The 20,750-nt window shown below is 72.9% G+C and carries 17 protein-coding genes; 8 read left to right on the top strand and 9 right to left on the bottom strand.

The window, feature by feature from the left end; genetic code table 11:
• Complete coding sequence (locus tag EAD96_RS08920) at nucleotides 1–1,194, bottom strand: TetR/AcrR family transcriptional regulator (protein WP_233585567.1); 1,194 nt, start codon at nucleotides 1,192–1,194, stop codon at nucleotides 1–3.
• 63 nt (nucleotides 1,195–1,257) lie between these two features.
• Nucleotides 1,258–2,466 (bottom strand): TetR/AcrR family transcriptional regulator, encoded by a 1,209-nt coding sequence (locus EAD96_RS08915; RefSeq protein WP_121683913.1) that lies wholly within the window; start codon nucleotides 2,464–2,466, stop codon nucleotides 1,258–1,260.
• A 162-nt stretch (nucleotides 2,467–2,628) separates the two neighbouring features.
• Here EAD96_RS08915 and EAD96_RS08910 point away from each other — a divergent pair, with 162 nt between their 5' ends.
• Together EAD96_RS08910 and EAD96_RS08905 are read left to right on the top strand one after the other, a co-directional pair.
• The gene (locus tag EAD96_RS08910; protein WP_121683912.1) at nucleotides 2,629–3,843 is read left to right on the top strand and encodes an acetyl-CoA C-acetyltransferase; all 1,215 of its coding nucleotides are present in this window, start codon (nucleotides 2,629–2,631) and stop codon (nucleotides 3,841–3,843) included.
• Nucleotides 3,844–3,852: 9 nt separating this feature from the next.
• Nucleotides 3,853–6,000 carry a 3-hydroxyacyl-CoA dehydrogenase NAD-binding domain-containing protein gene (locus EAD96_RS08905; RefSeq protein ID WP_121683911.1) on the top strand — a complete coding sequence of 716 codons (2,148 nt, stop codon included), beginning with the start codon at nucleotides 3,853–3,855 and terminating at the stop codon, nucleotides 5,998–6,000.
• Between the two features lie 6 nt (nucleotides 6,001–6,006).
• On the opposite strand, the gene EAD96_RS08900 is transcribed toward EAD96_RS08905, so the two are convergent.
• Both EAD96_RS08900 and EAD96_RS08895 read right to left on the bottom strand, forming a co-directional pair.
• A complete protein-coding gene (locus EAD96_RS08900) occupies nucleotides 6,007–7,953 on the bottom strand; it encodes a GMC family oxidoreductase N-terminal domain-containing protein (RefSeq protein ID WP_121683910.1) in 1,947 nt (648 codons plus the stop codon).
• 32 nt (nucleotides 7,954–7,985) lie between these two features.
• A complete protein-coding gene (locus EAD96_RS08895; protein WP_121683909.1) occupies nucleotides 7,986–9,137 on the bottom strand; it encodes an acyl-CoA dehydrogenase family protein in 1,152 nt (383 codons plus the stop codon).
• A gap of 76 nt (nucleotides 9,138–9,213) precedes the next feature.
• Here EAD96_RS08895 and EAD96_RS08890 point away from each other — a divergent pair, with 76 nt between their 5' ends.
• Nucleotides 9,214–10,704 (top strand): aldehyde dehydrogenase family protein, encoded by a 1,491-nt coding sequence (locus EAD96_RS08890; RefSeq protein WP_121683908.1) that lies wholly within the window; start codon nucleotides 9,214–9,216, stop codon nucleotides 10,702–10,704.
• A 1-nt stretch (nucleotide 10,705) separates the two neighbouring features.
• On the opposite strand, the gene EAD96_RS08885 is transcribed toward EAD96_RS08890, so the two are convergent.
• Nucleotides 10,706–11,386, bottom strand: coding sequence for a GntR family transcriptional regulator (locus EAD96_RS08885; protein WP_121683907.1), 681 nt, complete (start codon nucleotides 11,384–11,386; stop codon nucleotides 10,706–10,708).
• A 55-nt stretch (nucleotides 11,387–11,441) separates the two neighbouring features.
• Between EAD96_RS08885 and EAD96_RS08880 the strand changes: the two genes are divergently transcribed.
• The 4 genes from EAD96_RS08880 to EAD96_RS08865 are packed head-to-tail and all read left to right on the top strand — an operon-like array spanning nucleotide 11,442 to nucleotide 15,561.
• A complete protein-coding gene (locus EAD96_RS08880; RefSeq protein ID WP_233585565.1) occupies nucleotides 11,442–12,221 on the top strand; it encodes an enoyl-CoA hydratase-related protein in 780 nt (259 codons plus the stop codon).
• Entirely contained in the window at nucleotides 12,218–13,378 is a 1,161-nt protein-coding gene (locus EAD96_RS08875) for a CaiB/BaiF CoA-transferase family protein (RefSeq protein ID WP_121683905.1), read from the top strand. Before EAD96_RS08880 ends, EAD96_RS08875 begins: the two co-directional genes overlap by 4 nt.
• Nucleotides 13,378–14,406, top strand: coding sequence for an LLM class F420-dependent oxidoreductase (locus EAD96_RS08870; RefSeq protein ID WP_121683904.1), 1,029 nt, complete (start codon nucleotides 13,378–13,380; stop codon nucleotides 14,404–14,406). Before EAD96_RS08875 ends, EAD96_RS08870 begins: the two co-directional genes overlap by 1 nt.
• A gap of 21 nt (nucleotides 14,407–14,427) precedes the next feature.
• Nucleotides 14,428–15,561: an acyl-CoA dehydrogenase family protein gene (locus EAD96_RS08865; protein WP_121683903.1), complete on the top strand. Its 1,134-nt coding sequence runs from the start codon at nucleotides 14,428–14,430 to the stop codon at nucleotides 15,559–15,561.
• On the opposite strand, the gene EAD96_RS08860 is transcribed toward EAD96_RS08865, so the two are convergent.
• From EAD96_RS08860 to EAD96_RS08845, 4 genes are all read right to left on the bottom strand, one after another.
• The gene (locus EAD96_RS08860) at nucleotides 15,547–16,254 is read right to left on the bottom strand and encodes a TetR/AcrR family transcriptional regulator (protein ID WP_121683902.1); all 708 of its coding nucleotides are present in this window, start codon (nucleotides 16,252–16,254) and stop codon (nucleotides 15,547–15,549) included. The two genes, EAD96_RS08865 and EAD96_RS08860, sit on opposite strands and share 15 nt — an antisense overlap.
• A gap of 137 nt (nucleotides 16,255–16,391) precedes the next feature.
• Nucleotides 16,392–17,144, bottom strand: coding sequence for a succinate dehydrogenase/fumarate reductase iron-sulfur subunit (locus EAD96_RS08855; protein ID WP_030499798.1), 753 nt, complete (start codon nucleotides 17,142–17,144; stop codon nucleotides 16,392–16,394).
• Nucleotides 17,141–19,078 carry a fumarate reductase/succinate dehydrogenase flavoprotein subunit gene (locus EAD96_RS08850; RefSeq protein WP_120570662.1) on the bottom strand — a complete coding sequence of 646 codons (1,938 nt, stop codon included), beginning with the start codon at nucleotides 19,076–19,078 and terminating at the stop codon, nucleotides 17,141–17,143. The genes EAD96_RS08855 and EAD96_RS08850 overlap by 4 nt, the downstream gene beginning before the upstream one ends.
• Before the next feature lies 1 nt (nucleotide 19,079).
• Nucleotides 19,080–19,811, bottom strand: a complete 732-nt coding sequence (locus EAD96_RS08845) for a succinate dehydrogenase cytochrome b subunit (protein WP_199733105.1) — start codon at nucleotides 19,809–19,811, stop codon at nucleotides 19,080–19,082.
• Nucleotides 19,812–19,846: 35 nt separating this feature from the next.
• On the opposite strand from EAD96_RS08845, the gene EAD96_RS08840 reads away from it, so the two are divergent.
• On the top strand, nucleotides 19,847–20,750 hold a 904-nt coding region (locus EAD96_RS08840; protein WP_147457856.1), incomplete at its 3' end, for a LysR family transcriptional regulator.

The raw sequence follows: 20,750 nt of genomic DNA, 5'->3' as shown, positions 1-20,750 counted from the left end.
TCACAGCGTCAGGGCGCCGGTGACCAGCGCGGTCACCGCGTCCCGGTGGCCGGGCGAGTCCTGCCAGCGCAGGGCCCGCCCGGCCTCCACCGCCACGCCGAAGCCGGCGTGCACGAGCAGCCGGGCCTGCCGCCGGTCCAGGTCCGGCCGGACCGCCCGCAACTGCTGCTCCCAGACCGCGATGTGCTCCCGCTGGGCGAGGATGAGCGGACGCCGGACGTCGTCCGGAAGCCCGGCCACCTCGGCCTCGGCGACGCTGTTGAGGGTGTTGTGCTCGAAGCAGTAGGCCACGTACGCCGCCGCCAGCGCGACCACCGCCTGACGAGGATCGGCCGCCCGCTGGAGGCTGCGGTCCACGGCCTGGGCGAGCAGTTCCGCCGCCTGGAGGCAGGCGGCCACGAGGATGTCCACCTTGCCGGGATAGTGGCGGTAGATGGCGGACGGCGCGAGCCCCACCGCCTGGGCGATCTGCGCGTTGGTGACGGTGGCGAAGCCGTCCCGGGCGAACAGCGGCACGGCCGCGGCCAGGATCTCCGCGCGCCGGGTCCGGGGCACCGGCTGGGCGGGCAGCTCGACCAGCCGCGCCGTCCCGGCGGCGGTCGTCGGGTCGGTGGCCACCACCCGCATCGCGGACCGGAGCACCAGATCCTCGATCCGGCGCTGGGCGATCGAGGTGTGGTGCATGGTCACCGAGCCGATCACACCGAGCGCCGCCACCGCCCGCAGCCGCTCGTCGGGCAGCGGGTACTCCCGCCGTACCATCTCGGTGACCCGGCCCACGACGTGGCCGAACTTCGCGCGGAGCAGGTGGCGGTCCGCGCGCCCGAGGTAGCGGGCCTCCCACCGGTAGATGCCGCCGGAGGCGCGGTGCGCGACGGTGACCCGGGTGAGGGCCAGCAGCACGTCGGCCAGCGCCGCGTCGGGCGGCCACTCGTCGACGACCCCGACCAGGTTGTCCACCATGACGTTGGCGCACTCGGCGAACAACGCGTACTTGTTCGGGAAGTGCCGGTACAGCGCCGGCGCGCTGATGCCGACCGCCGCGGCGATCTCCTCCATGGACGCGCCGTGGTAGCCGCGCTCGCTGAACACCTGCCCGGCCGACTCCACGATGACCTGCCTGCGGTTGCGTGGCCGGGTGGCCGCGGCCGGCCCGGTGGTCACCGGACCGTCCGGGCGGACGCGGACGGGCACAGGACCATGGGTGTCAGTCAACCACAGCGGTTCACGCCGCCCGCGCCCTCGCGATGACGCCGCTCAGGCGTGCAGCACGGCGAGCGCGAGCCGGGCGGTCCAGGTGTCGTAGCCCGCGGTGCGGTCGAAGCGGCCGAGCCGTCCGACGTCGGTGACCACGTTCAGCGCGGCGTGCACGAGGACGCGTGCGTCGCCGGCCGGCAGGTCCGGCCGTACCGCCCGGACCAGGCCCACCCACTCCTCGACGTGCAGGCGTTGCGCGCCGCGCAACTCGTGGCGGTCCCGGTCCGGCAGGTTGTTGTTCTCCGCCAGGTACACCGCGACCAGGTCGCTCTGGCCGAACGCGAAGTCGACGTAGGCTCGCACCACCCGGTGCAGCGCGTCGGCCGGGTCGCTCGCGTCGGCGATCGCCGCGGTGGTGGCACCGGTCAGCCGGTCGGTGGCCCGGTAGTAGGCGGCCGCGAGCAGGTCGGCCTTGCCGGGGAAGTAGCGGTACACGCTGGACGCCTGCATGCCCGCGGCGCGGCCGATGTCCTCGACCGCGACGGCGTGGTAGCCGTGCCTGTGGAACAGCCGCATCGCCTCGATCAGCAGCAGCTCGCGGCGCGACGCCGGGCGCACCGGGCCGGTGGCGGGCGTGTCCTCCGGCGCGGGACGCCGCCGCGGCGGCACCGCCGGCGCGTCGGTCCGCAGCAGCGTCCAGGCGACCCGGGTGAGCAGGTGCTCGGTGTCGGTGCCGGTGGCCGCGGCCCGGTACGTGGTAACGCTGCCGAACGCGCTCAGCGCCGCGTTCACCAGCAGGTCCGCCTGCCCGGCGGTCAGCTCGGGACGCAGCTCGCGCAGCGGCGCGGCGACGCGGCCGACGAGCGTGGCCATCGACGCGCCGAACTCCTGCCGGTGCTCGGGCGTCAGGTAGCGGCCCTCCCACTGGTACAGCCCGGCCACCCGCCGCCTGCTCACCGCGACGTCGGCGAGCGCGCGCAGCAGTTCGTCGAGCAGCCCGTCGGCGCTGTTCGCCGCCGGCTGCCCGGTGGCGGCGAGCAGGGCGCCGACGACCTCGCGGGTGGCGTGCACGAGGATCGCGTACTTGTTCGGGAAGTGCCGGTAGACGGCCGGCCCGCTGATGCCGACGGCGGCGGCGATCTCGTCCACCGAGACGCCGTGGTAGCCCCGCTCGCAGAACAGCTCGGCACCGGCGAGCGCGATCCGGGCCTTGCGGTCCTTGGGCCGTCTGACCGGTGCCGGGGCGGTGTCGCTGGCTGCTCGTCGCACCGCTACACGTTAGCGTCCCCTCGCGTGGATCCGGTGGCGCCCCTCGGCGGTTTCCGTCGCGGGGCCGGAGCCGGACAGCGTGGAACGCTTCTTGACAAGCGGCGGCAGGCTCAAGAAAAGTTAGGCGAAATTCGCATGCGGGTGAGCAATGAGGAGCTTGGCATGACGACCGATGCGTTCATCTACGACGCGTTGCGCACGCCGCGCGGGCGGGGCAAGCCGACCGGAGCGCTGCACGGGGTGAAGCCGGTTTCGCTGATCACCGGCCTGATCGAGGAGACCCTGCGGCGGATGCCCGGCCTCGATCCGGCGCTGATCGACGACATCGTGCTCGGGGTGGTGTCCCCGCTCGGCGACCAGGGCGCCGACATCGCCCGGACCGCCGCCGTCGCCGCCGGCCTGCCCGACACGGTGGCCGGCGTCCAGCTCAACCGCTTCTGCGCCTCCGGCCTGGAGGCGGTGAACATCGCCGCGCAGAAGGTGCGCTCCGGCTGGGAGGATCTCGTCCTCGCCGGTGGCGTCGAGTCGATGTCCCGGGTGCCGATGGGCTCCGACGGCGGGGCGTGGGCGCTCGATCCGGAGGTCAACTACACCACCGGGTTCGTGCCGCAGGGCATCAGCGCCGACCTCATCGCCACCATCGCCGGCTTCGACCGGGAGACGGTCGACGCGTACGCGCTCCAGTCGCAGGCGCGGGCCGCGAAGGCGTGGGCCAACGGCTACTTCGCCCGGTCCGTGGTGCCGGTCCGCGACCGCAACGGGCTCACCGTCCTGGACCGGGACGAGCACATCCGGGCGGACTCGACGGCGGAGAGCCTCGCCGCGCTGCGCCCCTCGTTCGCCGAGATCGGCCAGAAGGCGGGCTTCGACGCGGTCGCGTTGCAGAAGTACCACTGGGTCGAGCGGATCGAGCACGTCCACACCGCGGGGAACTCCTCCGGCATCGTCGACGGTGCCGCGCTCGTCGCGATCGGCAGCGAGGCGGCCGGCACCGCCGCCGGCCTCACCCCGCGTGCCCGCGTCGTGGCCACCGCGCTCAGCGGCGCCGACCCCACCATCATGCTCACCGGCCCGGCCCCGGCCGCCCGCAAGGCGCTGGCCAAGGCCGGTCTCGGCGTCGACGACCTCGACCTGGTGGAGATCAACGAGGCGTTCGCCGCGGTGGTCCTGCGGTTCGTCGCCGACCTCGGCCTGAACCCGGACATCGTCAACGCCAACGGCGGGGCGATCGCGATGGGCCACCCACTGGGCGCGACCGGCGCCATGATCCTCGGCACGCTCGTCGACGAACTGGAACGACGCGGCGGCCGCTACGGCCTGGCCACGCTCTGCGCGGGCGGCGGCATGGGCATCGCCACCGTGATCGAACGAATCTGAGGAGCACGAATGGCCAACACCATCCGGTGGGAGCACGGCGACGACGGCATCGTGCTGCTCACCCTCGACCACCCCGGCCGCTCGGCGAACGTGATGAACGCGGAGTTCGGCGCGAGCCTCACCGCCACTGTGGACCGGCTCGAAGCCGAGCGCGACCGGATCACCGGCGTGATCGTCACCTCGGCCAAGAAGACGTTCTTCGCCGGCGGCGACCTGGAGACCCTGGTGCGGCTGACGCCCGCCGACGCCGAGGCGTCCGCCGCCGACGCGGCCGCGCTCAAGCACGCCGTACGCCGGCTGGAGACGCTCGGCCGGCCGGTCGTCGCCGCGATCAACGGATCGGCCCTCGGCGGCGGGCTGGAACTGGCGCTGGGCTGCCACCACCGGGTCGTGCTCGACGACCCGGCCGTCGAGATCGGCTTTCCCGAGGTCACGCTCGGCCTGCTGCCCGGCTGCGGCGGGGTGGTGCGTACCGTCCGGCTGCTCGGCGTCACCGCCGCGCTGACCGACTGGCTGCTGCGCGGCCAGCGCCGCCGGCCGCAGGACGCGCTCGCGCACGGGCTCGTCGACGAGGTCGCCGCCGACCGGGACGCCCTGATGGCCGCCGCCCGCGACTGGATCGCCGCCCACCCGGACGCGACCCAGCCGTACGACCGCAAGGGCTACCGGATGCCCGGCGGCACCCCGTCCAGCCCCGGCCTCGCCATGCAGTTGCCGGCCATGCCCGCCCTGCTGCGCAAGCAGCTCAAGGGCGCGCCCTACCCGGCGCCCCGCAACATCCTCGCCGCCGCCGTCGAGGGCGCCCAGGTCGACCTGGACACCGCGTTCGCGATCGAGGGCCGGTACTTCACCGAGCTGGCCACCGGGCAGATCGCCAAGAACATGATCAAGGCGCTCTTCTTCGACCTCCAGGCCGCCCGGTCCCGGGCCGCGGGCGGGGACCACGAGCCGGTGCGCAGCGTCGCGGTCGTCGGCGCGGGCATGATGGGCGCCGCCATCGCGTACGTCTGCGCCCGCGCCGGCATGCGGGTGGTGCTCAAGGACGTCACCGCCGAGGGGGCGGCGCGCGGCAAGGCGTACTCGGCGGGCCTGCTCGACAAGGCCGTCGCCCGGGGCCGGACGACACCGGCGGAGCGCGACGAGTTCCTGGCCCGCATCCACGCCACCGGCGACGTCGCCGACCTGGCCGGCGTCGACCTCGTCATCGAGGCGGTCTTCGAGGACCCGGCGCTCAAGCACAAGGTGTACGCCGAGATCGAACAGGTCGCGCCGGACGCGCTCATCGCCTCCAACACCTCCACGCTGCCCATCACGCTGCTCGCCGAGGGCGTCAGCCGGCCGGAGGAGTTCGTCGGGCTGCACTTCTTCTCCCCGGTGGACAAGATGCCGCTGGTCGAGGTGATCCGCGGGGAGCGGACCGACGAGACCACACTGGGCCGCGCCCTGGGCGTCGTCCGCCGGCTGCGCAAGACGCCGATCGTGGTCAACGACAGCCGGGGCTTCTTCACCAGCCGGGTCATCGGGACGTTCACCAACGAGGGCGTGGCGATGCTCGCCGAGGGCATCCCGGCGGCGACCATCGAGCAGGCGAGCAGCCAGGCCGGGTATCCCGCGCCGGTCCTCGCGCTGATGGACGAGCTGACCCTGACCCTGCCCCGGAAGATCCGGCAGGAGACGGCCGCGGCCACTGTGGCCGCCGGAGGCACCTGGACGCCGCACGCGGCCGACGCGGTGATCGACCGGATGATCGACGAGTGCGGCCGGACCGGGCGCTCCGGTGGCGCCGGCTTCTACGACTACCGCGACGGGAAGCGGGCCGGGCTCTGGCCGGGCCTGCGGGAGCAGTTCGGCGGCACGAACCTGGACACGCCGTTCGAGGACCTCAAGGAGCGGATGCTCTTCATCGAGGCGATCGAGTCGGTGCGGTGCCTCGACGAGGGCGTGCTGACCTCGGTGGCGGACGCCAACGTCGGCTCGATCCTGGGGATCGGCTATCCGAGCTGGACCGGCGGCGTCCTCCAGTACGTCAACCAGTACGACGGCGGGCTGCCGGGCTTCGTGGCCCGTGCCCGGGTGCTGGCCGAGCGCTACGGCGAGCGGTTCGACCCGCCGCCACTGCTGACGGCGATGGCCGAGCGGGGCGAACGGTTCGAGTAGCGGCGGTCAGAGCGCGGCGGCGAGTCGCTGGGCGTTCATGTACGCGATGGCCTCCACGGAGATCATCGGGTTGACGCCCAGCGACCCCGGGAAGGTGGACGCGTCGGCGAGGACCAGGTTGGGCACCTCCCACGTCGCGCCGTCCGGCCGGGCCACCGACGTCGCCGCGCTGCCGCCCATCCGGGCCGCGCCCATGATGTGCAGGGCGGCCATGGTGACCTGCCCGGGCGCGGTTCCCAGTGTCTCGACGTGCCGGACGAACTCGTCGACGGAACCCGTGCCGCGTTCCCAGACCGGGCCGCGCTGGTGTCCGGACCAGAGCCGCAGCGCTCCGGCCGCCTCGACGATCCGGGCCGCGCCGGCGATCCCGGCCCGCAGGTGGGCCGCGTCGTAGGGGGAGAGGCGGTAGTGCACCACCGGCTCGCCGTCGCGGCCGACCCGGACCTCACCGCTGTCGCGGTCGCGGGTGATCACGCCGACCCCGCCGAGGTGCGGCAGCGCGCGCATCCGGTCCAGATGGGCCCGTCCGCCCGTCCAGCTCATGAACGACACGGCGGTGGCCGGGTTGGTGGCGGCGGTCTCGTAGATGACGCCGTAGCCGCGGCCGTCGAGGTCGGCGTGTTCGGTGGAGTACCGGGTCTGCATCCCGCCCTCCCACGGCCGGACCTCCTCGGCGAACACGCCCCACACGCCGGTCGCCGGATGCAGGTGCAGGTGCCGGCCGATGTTCGGGTTGGTGAGCCCGGAGCGGCGGAGCAGTGCGGGTGTCTGCACGCTGCCGGCGGCGACCACCACGGCGCGGGCGCGTACGGCGACCGGATGGCCGTCCGCGGTGTGGCCGGTCACGCCCGTCGCCCGGCCCGCTTCGACTGTCACGGCCCGCACGTCGACGCCGACGACGAGCCGCGCACCGGCGCGTTCCGCGTCGGCCAGCCAGGTCTTCGTCGCGGACCGTTTGGCACCGATCCGGCAGCCCAGGCCGCAGCGCCCGCACTCGACACCGGTGTCGCAGCCGTCGACGTTGCGGGGCATCTCGTCGACGTGCCAGCCCAGCCGGTTCAGTCCGCGCTCCATCAGCGCGTCCCGGGAGGAGATCCGGCCGTGCTCGCGGTTGACGCCGAGCCGCGTCCACACCGCGTCGAGGCAGCCGTCGTACTCGTCGGTGGCGAACTGCGGCACGCCGAGCGCGGCCCACTCCTCGCGCACCCGGGCCGGGGTGGGGAACGACGTGGTGTAGTTCACCACTGTGCCGCCGCCGAGGCACTGCCCCTGGAGGAGGCTGAGCTGGCCCTCGGCGGTGGCGGCGGGGCCGGGGGCGTAGAGCCGGGACAGTCCGGACAACTCCCCGCCGTCGAAGTCCCGGTCGTCGTAGTAGCCGCCCTTCTCGACGACGACCACGTCCAGGCCGTGCCCGGCGAGGACCGCGGCGGCAGTGCCGCCGCCGGCGCCGGATCCGACGACGACGACGTCGCAGTCCAGTGTGGCCGGCGCGGAGGGGCGGACCGGGGTCAGCGGCGGCGCGGGCGCGTCGGCCCGGACCCCGAGCGGTCCGGGATAGCCGATGGCGTCCCACACGGGCGAGTGCCCGGCCGGCCCCGGCGTCAGGTAGTAGGAGAGGGTGGCGGCGCCCTTGAGTGCCTGGAACAGCGCCCGTTTGGCGGTGACCCGCGAGTGGGCCAGCGCGAGCAGCGTCCTCTCCCGGCGTTGCGGCGACTGCCGGGAGAACGGCTGCGCGCAACCGCCGAGGACGAACTGGGTGACCGGGGAGTCCCACCGGTCCAGCAGCCGCAGGAACTGCCGGACCTCGGCGGTGCGCGGATTGTGCAGGACGAGCGCGGCCATCACCTCGGTCGCGCCGAGCCGGCTGGCCGAAGGGATCCCGGCGCCGTCACCCGGCGCGAACGTGTCGCAGATGCTCGCCAGGGCGGCGCGCTGGCGGTCGGACAGGTGCACGGTGCCTCCGATCGACCGAGGGGCCGGGTGGGTCAGGACATCTGCTCGGACAGGCCGTACGTCTTGGCGATGATCTCGCGCTGGATCTCGCTGGCCCCGCCGTAGACGGTGGACACGATCGACGAGCGGACCAGGCGCTCCATGTCGAACTCGGTGGTGTAGCCGTAGCCGCCCATCATCTGCATCGCGTCCAGGGCGACCCGGCGGGCGGTCTCGGTGGCCTTGAGCTTCGCCATCGAACTCTCCCGGGGCAGCACCGTGTCCGGTGCCCTGTCGACCTTGGCGGCGGTGTCGTAGACCAGCAGCCGGGCACACTCGATCTCGGTGGCCAGGTCGGCCAGCCGGTGCCGGAGCACCTGGAACGATCCGATCGGCCGGCGGAACTGCCGCCGGTTCCGGACGTACTCCACGACGTCGTCGAACGCCCGCTGCGCGGTGCCGAGCATGACGCTGGCGAGGATCAGCCGCTCCATGTTGAGCCCGGCCATCAGTTGCCGCCAGCCGTTGTCGACCTCGCCGACCACGGCGTCGGCGGGCAGCAAACAGTCGGTGAAGTAGAGGTCGTTCACCTCCCGGCCGCCCATGGTGTCGATGCCGGAGACGGTCAGGCCGGGCGCCGAGGCGGGGACCAGGAACATGGTCAGGCCGTGGTGGTCGCCGGCCCGGCCGGAGGTGCGGGCGACCAGCAGGATGTGCTCGGCGAGGTGGGCGTTCGAACACCACGTCTTCTGGCCGTTGACGACGTACCCGTCGTCGCGGCGCTCGGCGCGGCAGCTCAGGTTCGCCACGTCGGAGCCGGCCTCGGGCTCGGACATCGCGACCGCCTCGATGACGCCGCGGGCCACTCCGGACAGGATCAGCTTCTTCTGCGCCGGCGTGCCGAACCGCTGGTAGGTGGCGGCCACGATGATCGAGGTGGTGAAGCCGCCGATCGGGGCCATCGCGCGGGCCGTCTCCTCCAGGAACAGGCACAGCTCCGTCATGCCGGCGCCGCCGCCGTCGAACTCCTCGGGCAGGGACAGGCCCAGCCAGCCGAGGTCGGCCATCTTGCGGTACAGCTCCGGGCTGTGCGGTTCCCGGCCGCCGTTCGTGAGGTTCCGCCGCTGCTCGCGGGTGCCCACCTCGCGGCGGCAGAAGTCCCGCACCGCCTCGACCAGGGATCGTTGCTCGTCGCTCCACTCCACCGCGGTACCTCCAGCGCGTCAGCAGGGATTGACAGCAAGGCTAGACTATCGAATATCAAATGTCAGGAGGCTGTCGATGACGTCCCTCGTGGAGCACCCTCGCCGGCTGCGCGTCGTCGACCCGGTGACGGGTGAGCACCGCGCCGACTACGAGATCGCCGACGACGCCGCCGTGCGCGCCGCCGTGGCACGGGCCCGCGAGGCGGCCGGCTGGTGGGCCGCCCTGGACGCCCGGCAACGCCGCCGCCACCTGCTGGCGTACAAGGCGGCGGTCGCCGGCGGCATCGAGGAACTGGCCGGGATCGTCCGGAGCGAGACCGGCAAGAGCCTCGCCGGGGCGCAGCTCGAGGTGATGCTCGCCGTCGAGCACCTGGACTGGGCGGCCCGGCACGCCGCGCGGGTGCTCAGGCGGCGCTCGGTCTCCTCCGGCCTGCTCGCGTTCAACCAGGCCGCCTCCGTCGAGTACGTGCCGTACGGCGTGGTCGGCGTGATCGGTCCGTGGAACTACCCCGTCTACACGCCGATGGGCGCGGTGTCGCACGCGCTCGCGGCCGGCAACGCGGTGGTGTTCAAGCCCAGCGAGTTCACCCCCGGCGTCGGTGTGTGGCTGGCCGAGCGCTGGCACGAGCTGTTCCCCGACCACCCGGTCCTCCAGGTGGTGACCGGTGACGGCTCGACCGGAGCCGCGTTGTGCCGCGCGTCGGCCGACAAGATCGCCTTCACCGGGTCGGCCGCGACCGGTCGCGCGGTGATGGCCGCCTGCGCCGAGAGCCTGACCCCGGTGGTGATCGAGGGCGGCGGCAAGGACGCGCTGATCGTCACCGCCGACGCCGACCTGGACGCGGCCGCGCGGGCGACGGTCTTCGGCGGCCTGGGCAACGCCGGGCAGACGTGCGCCGGCGTCGAGCGCGTCTACGTCGAACGGTCCGTCTACGAGCCGTTCCTGGCCACGCTCACCGAGCTGGCACGGCAGGTCCGGCCGGGCGCCGAGCCGGACGCGCCGTACGGGCCGATGACCACGCCAACCCAGCCGGACGTCGTCCTGCGCCACGTCACCGACGCGCTCGACCGGGGCGGTCGGGCGGTGGTGGGTGACACCGCTTCGGTGCGGCCCCCGTTCGTGGAGCCGGTCGTGCTGACCGAGGTGCCCGAGGACAGCACCGCCGTCACCGAGGAGACGTTCGGCCCGGTGCTCGTGGTCAACCCGGTGGCCGACGCCGACGAGGCGGTACGCCGGACGAACGCGACCAGCTACGGGCTCTCCGGTTCGATCTTCACCCGCGACCGCCGCCGTGGCCTGGCGCTCGCCGGGCGGCTGCGGGCCGGCGCGGTGTCGGTCAACTCCGTGCTGGGGTACGCGGGCGTGCCGTCACTGCCCTTCGGCGGTGTGGGCGACTCGGGGTTCGGCCGGGTCCACGGCGCGGACGGCCTGCGCGAGTTCAGCCGGGCGCGATCGGTGACGTGGCAGCGGTTCCGGCCGCTGATCGAGGTGATGACGCTCCAGCCGTCCGCCTCCGCCATGAAGCGCTCGCTGGCGATGTTCGCGTGGCGTCATGGCCGCCGGTGACTCACTCGTTCCACACGCCCAGTCCGTCGAGGTGCTTGACCAGCCGTTCCGCGCCGTCGGTGAAGTGCCGGGCCATGACCGGCCGGACGGCCTCCGGGTCGCCTGCCGCGAGCGCGTCGAGCAGCGCCTCGTGATCGGCGATCATGCCCGCCCGCCACTCGGGGTCGGCGGCGTAGAAACGCGACGGCGTGTAGCGGGTCACGGTCCGCAGCAACCAGGACAGCTTGCGCGCGTCGGCGAGCCGGTTGATCCGGCGGTGGAACTCGTATTCGAGCTGCTCCACGCGGCTGACCTGCCGGGCCTGGGCGGCGCGGCGCAGCCGCTCGTGCTGCTGCCGCAGGTCGTCGAGCTGGTCCGGGGTGATGCCGGTGGCGACCCGGGCGGCCAGCTCACCGGCGATGTGGCCCTGGAGGCTGAACACGTCGATGATGTCCTGCCGGGACAGCGGCGCCACCACGTGCCCACGGCGCGGTTGCAGCTCGACCATGTCCTCCGCGCGCAGCATCAGCAGCGCCTCGCGTACCGGCGTGATGCTCAGCCCGGTCTCCTGGGCGACCTCCTCCAGCCGGATACGTTCGCCGGGGCGCAGCTGACCGGACATGATCCGGTCGCGCAGCAGACTCGCCACGGTCTCGGAGAGCTGGGGTTGAGAGACGTTCTGGATCCTGCCGCGGTCCGCCACCAGTTGAGGGTATCAAATGTCAAATGTCACAACAGGAACGCCGGTCGGTGCCGGCTTGCGGGCCGCCACCAGCGGCGGCGTACGCACGATCTGGTTCGACCGGCCCGACCGGCGCAACGCGATGACGCTGGAGATGTTCCGCGACTACTACGCGGCCCTGGTGGCGGCGGACGCGGACCCGGAGGTACGGGCGGTCGTGGTCACCGGCTCCGGTGACTGGTTCTGCTCCGGCGCCGACCCGGAGGCGCTGGCCGCACTGCTCGACGAGCGCAATCGTGAGCTGCTCGCCGGCGAGTTCGGCTTCCCGCCGCACCTGCCGCTGACGCTCGGCACGCCGATCGTCGCCGCGATGAACGGCGGGGCGGCCGGTCTCGGCCTGGTCCACGCGCTCTACGCCGACGTGCGGTTCATGGCGGCGGAGGCGCGCCTGTCCACCACGTTCAGCCGGCTCGGCCTCGTCGCCGAGTACGGCAGCGCCTGGCTGCTGCCCCGGCTCGTGGGCGTCGGCGCCGCGCTGGACCTGCTGCTGTCCGGCCGCAAGGTCGACGCGGTGGAGGCGTTCCGGATCGGGCTTGTGCAACGCGTGCTCCCGCGCGACGAGGTGCTGGCCGAGGCACAAGCCTATGCCGCGGCCCTGGCGCAGCACTGCTCACCGGCGTCCATGGCGGTGATCCGTCGGCAGGTGTTCTCCGGCCTGGAGACCGGCGCCGCCGAGGCCGCCGCCGACGCGATCCGCCTCATGGTCGAGTCGCTGGCCGGCGCCGACTTCGGCGAGGCCCTGCTCGGCCGGGCCCAGGGCCGCGCACCCCGCTTCGCCCCACGGGCCGGCGCGTGAGCGGCCCGCTCGCCGGCGTCCGGGTCGTGGAACTGGCCGGGATCGGCCCCGGCCCGTTCGCCGCCATGCTGCTCGCCGACCTCGGCGCCGACGTGGTCCGGGTCGACCGGCCGGAACCCGGCGCGTTCGCGGCCGGCGACCCCGGGCGGAACCTGCTCAACCGGGGCAAGCGTTCGATCGTGGTGGACCTGAAACACCCCGACGGCGCCGAGGTGGTCCTCGCGCTGGCCGGGCGGGCCGCGATCCTGATCGAGGGCTGGCGTCCCGGCGTCGCCGAGCGTCTGGGCGTCGGACCGGCCGCGGCGCTGGCCCGCAACCCGGGGCTGGTCTACGGGCGGATGACCGGCTGGGGACAGGACGGGCCGCTGGCCCGCGCCGCCGGCCACGACATCGGCTACATCGCGGTGGCCGGGGCGCTGCATCCGATCGGCCGCGCCGGCGGGCCGCCGCAGATCCCGCTCAACCTGGTCGGCGACTTCGGCGGCGGCGCGCTCTACCTGGTCGTCGGCATCCTGGCGGCGCTGCACGTCGCCGGCGCCACCGGGCGAGGGCAGGTCGTCGACGCCGCCATCGTGGACGGCGCGGCCCACCTCACCACCCCGTTCGCCGGGCTGCTCGCCGAGGGCGCCTGGCGGCCCGAGCGGGGCCGCAACCTGCTCGACGGCGGCGCGCCGTTCTACGACGTGTACGCCACCGCCGACGGCGGGCACATGGCGGTCGGCGCGCTGGAGCCGCAGTTCTACGCCGAACTGCTGCGGCTGCTCGGGCTGGCCGACGCGGACCTGCCGGACCGGCACGACGTCACCGGATGGCCGGTGCTGCGCGCCCGCTTCGCCGAGGTGTTCGCCGGGCGTACCCGCGACGAGTGGACGGCCGTGTTCGACGGCACCGACGCCTGCGTCGCGCCGGTGCTGTCGCTGACCGAGGCGCCGGGTCACCCGCACCTTCACGCGCGCGGCACGTACGAGGAGCACTTCGGCGTCCGGCAGCCCGCCGTGGCGCCCCGCCTGTCCCGGACACCCGGCCGGGTCGGCGGCCCGCCGCCCGCGCCGGGCGCGGACACCGAGCCCGTCCTCACCGACTGGGGGCTGGACGAACACCTACCGCGGTGGCTGGACGGCGGCGCCGTCGGCCGGAAGCAGGGAGCAGCGCACTGATGCGTATCGGGACGACACTGGCGTACGCCGCCGATCCCCGCGGCGGCGCCGACGACGTGGCCGCCTGGGAACAGGACGGCCTGGACGTGGTCTGGGTGTCCGAGGCGTACGGCTTCGACGCGCCCACGGTCATGGGTTACCTCGCCGCCCGCACGAGCCGCGTCCACATCGGCTCCGCGATCCTGCCGATCTTCTCGCGTACCCCGGCCCTGCTGGCGCAGACCGCGGCGGGCCTGGACGCGATGTCCGGTGGCCGGGCCATCCTCGGGCTCGGCGCGTCCGGGCCGCAGGTGATCGAGGGATGGCACGGCGTCGCGTACGACCGGCCGCTGGCCCGCACCCGGGAGGTGATCGAGATCTGCCGGCGGGTGTGGCGGCGCGAGACGCTGACGAACGACGGCCTCTACCGGCTGCCGCTGCCGCCCGGCGAGGGCACCGGGCTGGGCAAGCCGCTGAAGATCCTCACCCACCCGGTCCGCGACCGCATCCCGATCCACGTGGCGAGCCTCGGCGACCGGAACGTCCGGATGACCGCCGAGATCGCCGACGGATGGCTGCCGTTCCTCTACGACCCGCGGCGCGCGGGCGACGTCTGGGGCGCCGCGCTGGCGGCCGGCCGGGCGAAGCGGTCCGCCGATCTGGGGCCGCTGGAGGTGGTGGCCGGCGGGCCGCTGGCCATCGGCCCGGACGTGACCGGGCTGCGCGACCTCGCCCGGCCGCTGATCGCCCTGTACGTGGGCGGGATGGGCGCCAAGGGCCGCAACTTCTACCACGACCTGCTGTGCCGCTACGGCTACGCCGCCGAGGCGGACCGCATCCAGGAGCTCTACCTGGACGGTCGCAAGGCCGAGGCCGCCGCCGCGGTGCCGGCGGAACTGCTGGAACGCACCAGCCTGATCGGGCCGGAGAGCTATGTGCGCGACCGGGTCCAGGAGTACCGCGACGCGGGCGTGACGATCCTGAACGTCGCGCCGCTGGGCGAGGACCCCCGGCGCCTCGTCGCCGCCGTCGCGGACATGGCCCGGTAGCGCGGGGGAGGGAGCCGACACATGGACCGCACCGTCTTCACCGCCGACCATCTCGCGTTCGCCGAACTGGTGCGCGCGTTCATCGACAAGGAGATCACCCCGCACCACGAGCGCTGGGAGTCCGACGGCATCGTCGACCGCGGCGTGTGGCGGGCCGCGGGCGCCGCCGGCCTGCTCGGCTTCTTCGTCGACGAACGGTACGGCGGCGCCGGGGTGAGCGACCGGCGCTTCCACGCCGTCCTGACCGAGGAACTGGCCCGGGCCGGTGCGAGCGGGCCGGCGTTCGGCCTGCACAACGACATCATCGGACCGTACCTGACCGACCTGACCACCGAGGAGCAGAAGCAGCGCTGGCTGCCGGGTTTCTGCTCCGGCGAGATCGTCACCGCCGTCGCGATGTCCGAGCCGGGCGCCGGCAGCGACCTGGCGGGCATCACCACCACGGCGGTACGCGACGGCGACGACTGGGTTCTCAACGGGCAGAAGACGTTCATCAGCAACGGCATCCTGGCCGACCTGGTGATCGTGGTCGCCCGTACCGATCCCGGCGCCGGACGGCGGGGGATCAGCCTGCTCGTGGTCGAGCGCGGCATGCCCGGGTTCGAGCGCGGCCGCAACCTCGACAAGCTCGGCCAGAAGGCGCAGGACACCGCCGAGCTGTTCTTCGCCGACGTCCGCGTACCGGCGGCCAACCTGCTCGGCGCCGAGGGCGAGGGTTTCGCCTACCTGATGCGCAACCTGCCGCTGGAGCGGCTATCGATAGCCGTCGCGGCGCTCGCGGGCGCCGAGACGGTGTTCGCGCAGACGCTCGACTACTGCCGGCAGCGCCAGGCGTTCGGCCGTCCCATCGGCAGTTTCCAGCACAACCGGTTCGTGCTCGCCGAACTCGCCACCGAGCTGCGCCTGGGCCGGGTCTTCGTGGACCAGTGCCTGGTCGCGCCGGACCTCACCACGGAGACGGCGGCGATGGCGAAGTGGTGGTGCACCGAGTTGCAGAAGCGCGTCGTGGACCGGTGCCTCCAGTTGCACGGCGGCTACGGCTACATGCGCGAGTACCCGGTGGCCCGCGCCTACCTGGACGCCCGCGTCCAGACCATCTACGGCGGCACCACCGAGATCATGAAGGAGGTGATCGGCCGGTCACTCGGCCTGTGAGCCGGGCTCCAGCATGGGTACGAGGAACCGCCGGGCCATCTCCCGCAGCGCGTCGGCGTCGTCGAGGTCGACGACGTGGCTCGGGGTGAGCAGGAAGGAGCAGGACAGGCGGGTCATCAGCTCGGCGGCCACCTCCACGTCCACTGTGGCGGCGATGGTGCCGGCGCGCTGCTCGCGGCGCAACTGCCCGGCGACGAACCGCTGCACGGTCGCCAGCGTCCGCCCGCCGTCGCTGATCATCGAGGGGATGAGCACGTCCGGTTCGACGCTCATCAGCCCGCCGATCAGCGGGTTGCGGCGGATCGCGTCCAGCGCGCTGACGAAACCCAGCACCACCCGGTCGCCGACTGTCTCCGCCTGCTGGATGTCGACCAGGAACCGGTCGAAGTAGCGCCGGAACTCGCGGCGGACCACCTGCTCGACCAGCCGGTCCTTGGTGGCGAACCGGCGGTACGCGGTGATCCGGGAGACGCCGGCCCGGCGGGCCACGTCCTCCATGGTGGAGCGGCGGATGCCCATCCGGCAGAACTGATCGTAGGCGGCGTCGAGGATCCGGGTGGCCACCTCGTCGGTGTCGTCGGCGCTGTGCAGCGCCTCGGTGAAGGCGCGTTCCAGCAGCGACTCCGGCGGGCCGGCCGGTTCGTCGTGACCGGCACCGGGGGAGGACGCCTGCGCCGGAGCGGTCCGGGCCATGGGTGCCCTCCCGGGAGAGACGGTGACGCGGTTGGCGCTTCACCGTACCAATCGCCGGGGCGTACCCCCGTGCGAGCGCGACCGCCGCGCCCTGCGGATGCGGGACGCGGCGGTCGCGTGGGTCGGGCCGTGTCCGGTCAGGAGCCGGCGCGCTTGGCCGTCGCCTTCAGGTAGTCCCGGTTGAGCCGGCCGATGGTGTTCAGCGGGATGCCCTTCGGGCAGGCCGCCGCGCACTCGCCGATGTTGGTGCAGCCGCCGAAGCCGGCCTCGTCGTGCGCGTCGACCATGCCGATCACCCGGGTGTAACGCTCCGGCTGGCCCTGCGGCAGCAGCGAGAGCTGGGTGATCTTCGCGGCGGTGAACAGCATGCCGGAGCCGTTCGGGCAGGCCGCCACGCAGGCGCCGCAGCCGATGCAGGCCGCCGACTCGAACGCGGCGTCCGCGTCGGCCTTCGGCACCGGCACCGAGTGCGCCTCCGGGGCGCTGCCGGTCGGCGCGGTGACGTAGCCGCCGGCGGCGATGATCTGGTCGAAGGCGTTGCGGTTGACCACCAGGTCCTTGACGACCGGGAAGGCGCGGGCCCGCCAGGGCTCGATGTCGATCGTGTCGCCGTCGGAGAACTGCCGCATGTGCAGCTGGCAGGCGGTGGTGCCGCGCTGCGGGCCGTGCGCCTCACCGTTGATCATGAGGCTGCACATGCCGCAGATGCCCTCGCGGCAGTCGTGGTCGAACGCGACCGGCTCCTCGCCGTCGAGGATCAGCCGCTCGTTGAGCACGTCGAGCATCTCCAGGAAGGACATGTCCGGGGACACGTCCTGCACCGGGTAGGTCACCATCCGACCCTTGTCCTCGGGGCCGTGCTGGCGCCAGATGCGCAGGGTCAGGTTCACTTGTAGCTCCGCTGCGTGGGGTGGACGTATTCGAAGGTCAGGTCTTCCTTGTGCAGCACGGGCTCACCGGTGCCGGTGTACTCCCAGGCCGCCACGTAGGCGAACCGGTCGTCGTCGCGCTGCGCCTCGCCGTCGGGCGTCTGGTGCTCGGCCCGGAAGTGGCCGCCGCAGGACTCCTCGCGGTGCAGGGCGTCGATGCACATCAGCTCGGCCAGCTCGAAGAAGTCGGCCACCCGGCCGGCCTTCTCCAGCGACTGGTTGAGGCCCTCGCCGTCGCCCGGGACGCGCACCCGCTGCCAGAACTGCTCGCGCAGCGCGCGGATCTCGTCGATCGCCTTGCGCAGCCCGGCCTCGGAGCGCTCCATGCCGCAGTGCTCCCACATGATCTGGCCCAGCTCGCGGTGGAACGAGTCCACGGTGCGGTCGCCGTTGATCGCCAGCAGCCGCTTGATCCGGTCCTCGACCTCGGTACGCGCCGCGACCGCATCGGGGTGGCTGGCGTCGACCTTGTCCAGCGGGCCGGAGGAGGCCAGGTAGTTGGCGAGCGTGTTCGGCAGCACGAAGTAGCCGTCGGCCAGGCCCTGCATCAGCGCCGAGGCGCCGAGCCGGTTCGCGCCGTGGTCGGAGAAGTTGGCCTCACCGATCACGAACAGGCCGGGGATGCTCGACTGGAGGTCGTAGTCGACCCAGAGGCCGCCCATCGTGTAGTGCACGGCGGGGTAGATCCGCATCGGCACCTCGTACGGGTCCTCGCCGGTGATCCGCTCGTACATCTCGAACAGGTTGCCGTACTTGGCCTCGATGGCCTTGCGGCCGAGCCGGTTGATCGCGTCGGCGAAGTCCAGGTAGACGCCGAGGCCGGTCGGGCCGACGCCGCGTCCGGAGTCGCACACGTTCTTCGCGGCGCGGGAGGCGATGTCGCGGGGGACCAGGTTGCCGAAGGACGGGTAGATCCGCTCCAGGTAGTAGTCCCGCTCGTCCTCGGGGATCTCCCGCGGGCTGCGCTGGTCGCCCTTGGCCTTGGGCACCCACACCCGGCCGTCGTTGCGCAGCGACTCGCTCATCAGGGTCAGCTTCGACTGGTGGTCGCCGGAGACCGGGATGCAGGTCGGGTGGATCTGCGTGTAGCAGGGGTTGGCGAAGTACGCGCCCTTGCGGTGCGCCCGCCAGGAGGCGGTGACGTTGCAGCCCTTGGCGTTCGTGGAGAGGTAGAAGACGTTGCCGTAGCCGCCGGAGGCGAGCACGACCGCGTCGGCCATCTCGGTGCTGATCTCGCCGGTGACCATGTCGCGGACCACGATGCCGCGCGCCCGGCCGTCGACGAGGACCAGTTCGAGCATCTCGTGGCGGGCGTTCATCTCCACGTTGCCCAGGCCGATCTGCCGCTCCAGGGCCTGGTACGCGCCGAGCAGCAGCTGCTGGCCCGTCTGGCCCCGGGCGTAGAAGGTGCGCTGCACCTGGGCGCCGCCGAAGGAACGGGTGTCCAGCAGGCCGCCGTACTCGCGGGCGAACGGGACGCCCTGGGCCACGCACTGGTCGATGATGTTGACGGACACCTCGGCCAGCCGGTGCACGTTCGACTCGCGGGAGCGGAAGTCGCCGCCCTTGACCGTGTCGTAGAACAGGCGGTGCACGGAGTCGCCGTCGTTGCGGTAGTTCTTGGCGGCGTTGATGCCGCCCTGCGCGGCGATCGAGTGGGCCCGGCGCGGGCTGTCCTGGTAGCAGTAGGACTTCACCCGGTAGCCCTGCTCGGCCAGCGTGGCGGCGGCGGAGCCGCCGGCCAGGCCGGTGCCGACCACGATCACCGTCATCTTCCGGCGGTTGGCCGGGTTGACCAGCTTCATCTCGAAGCGGTGGCGCTCCCACCGCGTCTCGATCGGGCCGTCCGGGGCCCGGGTGTCGGCGATCGGGTCGCCCTCGGTGTAGAGATCCATGTCAGGCCACCAATCCGGTGATCACGGCGAACGGGACCAGCAGGTAGCCGCCGACGAGCGCGACGGCGAAGACGAGTGCGGCGATCCGGGCCCGGCGCTCGCCCTTGGGCGTCTGCTGGCCGAGGCTGCGGAACGCGCTGAAGGCGCCGTGGCGCAGGTGGAAGCCGAGGGTCACCAGCGCGAGGGTGTAGAAGAGCGTGACGTACCAGCGCTCCGGCGCGAAGTCCGCGACGACGTTGCCGTACGGGTTCGACGGGTCGCCCTGCGGGTTCAGGTGACCCGTGGTCAGGTCCAGGATGTGGTAGATCACGAAGAGCAGGATGATCACACCACCCCAGCGCATCGTGCGGGCCGCGTAGTTCACGTGGATCTTGCGGCGGTGCGCGTACTTCACCGGCCGGGCGGCCCGGGACCGCATCGCGAGCATGGTGGCCGCGCCGATGTGCCCCAGGACGGCCAGGGTGAGCACCGTGCGCTGGATCCACAGGAACCACGTCGTCGGCAGCAGCGGCGTGCCGATGTCGCGCAGCCAGTGCGCGTAGTGGTCGAACGAGGTCTCGCCCGTGAAGATCTTCAGGTTCCCGAGCATGTGCAGGATCAGGAACAGCACAAGGATGATGCCCGTCACCGCCATGACGGCCTTGAGGCCGACGTTCGAGCGGATGGGCGACCGAGTTTTCGTGATTACCACGCGGTCGACGCTAGGAGCACTTCGATCAGGCGTCCAATGCATCGAAATCGCAGTGTTGATAGCCGTAAGCTATGTAGATGCAGCTCCATCAGCTTCGGTACTTCGTAGCGGTCGCCGAAGTACGACATTTCACCCAGGCAGCCGATCTTGTCGGCATAACCCAGCCCTCGTTGAGTAAGCAAATTCACGCCCTGGAGACCGACCTGGGGGCCCCGCTGTTCGAGCGGGTAAGGGGCAACATCACACTCACCGCGGCCGGCGAGGTGCTGCTGCCGCTGGCCAAGCGGATCCTCGCCGACGTGGAGACCGCCACCCGCGAGGTGCAGGAGCTGGTGGGGCTGCGCCGCGGCCGGGTCCGGCTCGGCGCCACGCCCAGCCTGGCCACCTCGCTCGCCCCGCCGGTGCTGCGCCGGTTCCGCGACGCGCACCCCACTGTCGACCTGCGCGTGGAGGAGGGCGGCTCGCAGGATCTCGTCCGGGACCTGCTCCGCGGCGACCTGGACCTCGCCCTGATCATCATGCCGTCGGCCGGCACCGACCCGGGGCTGCGCGCCGACCCGATCCTGCGGGAGAGTCTGGTGGTCGCCTCGGTCGACCCGCTGCCCGGCGCCTCGGCCACCGGGGAACTGCGCATCACCGACCTGCGCGACCAGCCGCTCGTCATGTTCCGCGAGGGCTACGACCTGCGCGACGCCACGCTCCAGGCGTGCCGGGCAGCAGGGTTCGAGCCGACCCTGTCGGTCGACGGCGGGGAGATGGACGCGGTGCTCAGCTTCGTCGAGGCCGGGCTCGGCGTCGCGCTGGTGCCGGGCATCGTGGTGGCCCGCCGCCCCGGCATCCGGGTCACCCGGCTCGTGCCGCCCGGCGTCCGCCGGACCATCGCGGTGGCCCGCCGCCGCGACGTGGTGCCCACCCACGCCGGGCGCGAGCTGCGCCGCATCCTCCTGGAGTACGTCCACGACCTGTCTCTTCTACACATCT

It is taken from the genome of Micromonospora sp. BL1, assembly GCF_003667485.1.
Lineage (GTDB): Bacteria > Actinomycetota > Actinomycetes > Mycobacteriales > Micromonosporaceae > Micromonospora > Micromonospora tulbaghiae.
This window is presented reverse-complemented; position numbering and strand designations above follow the sequence as displayed.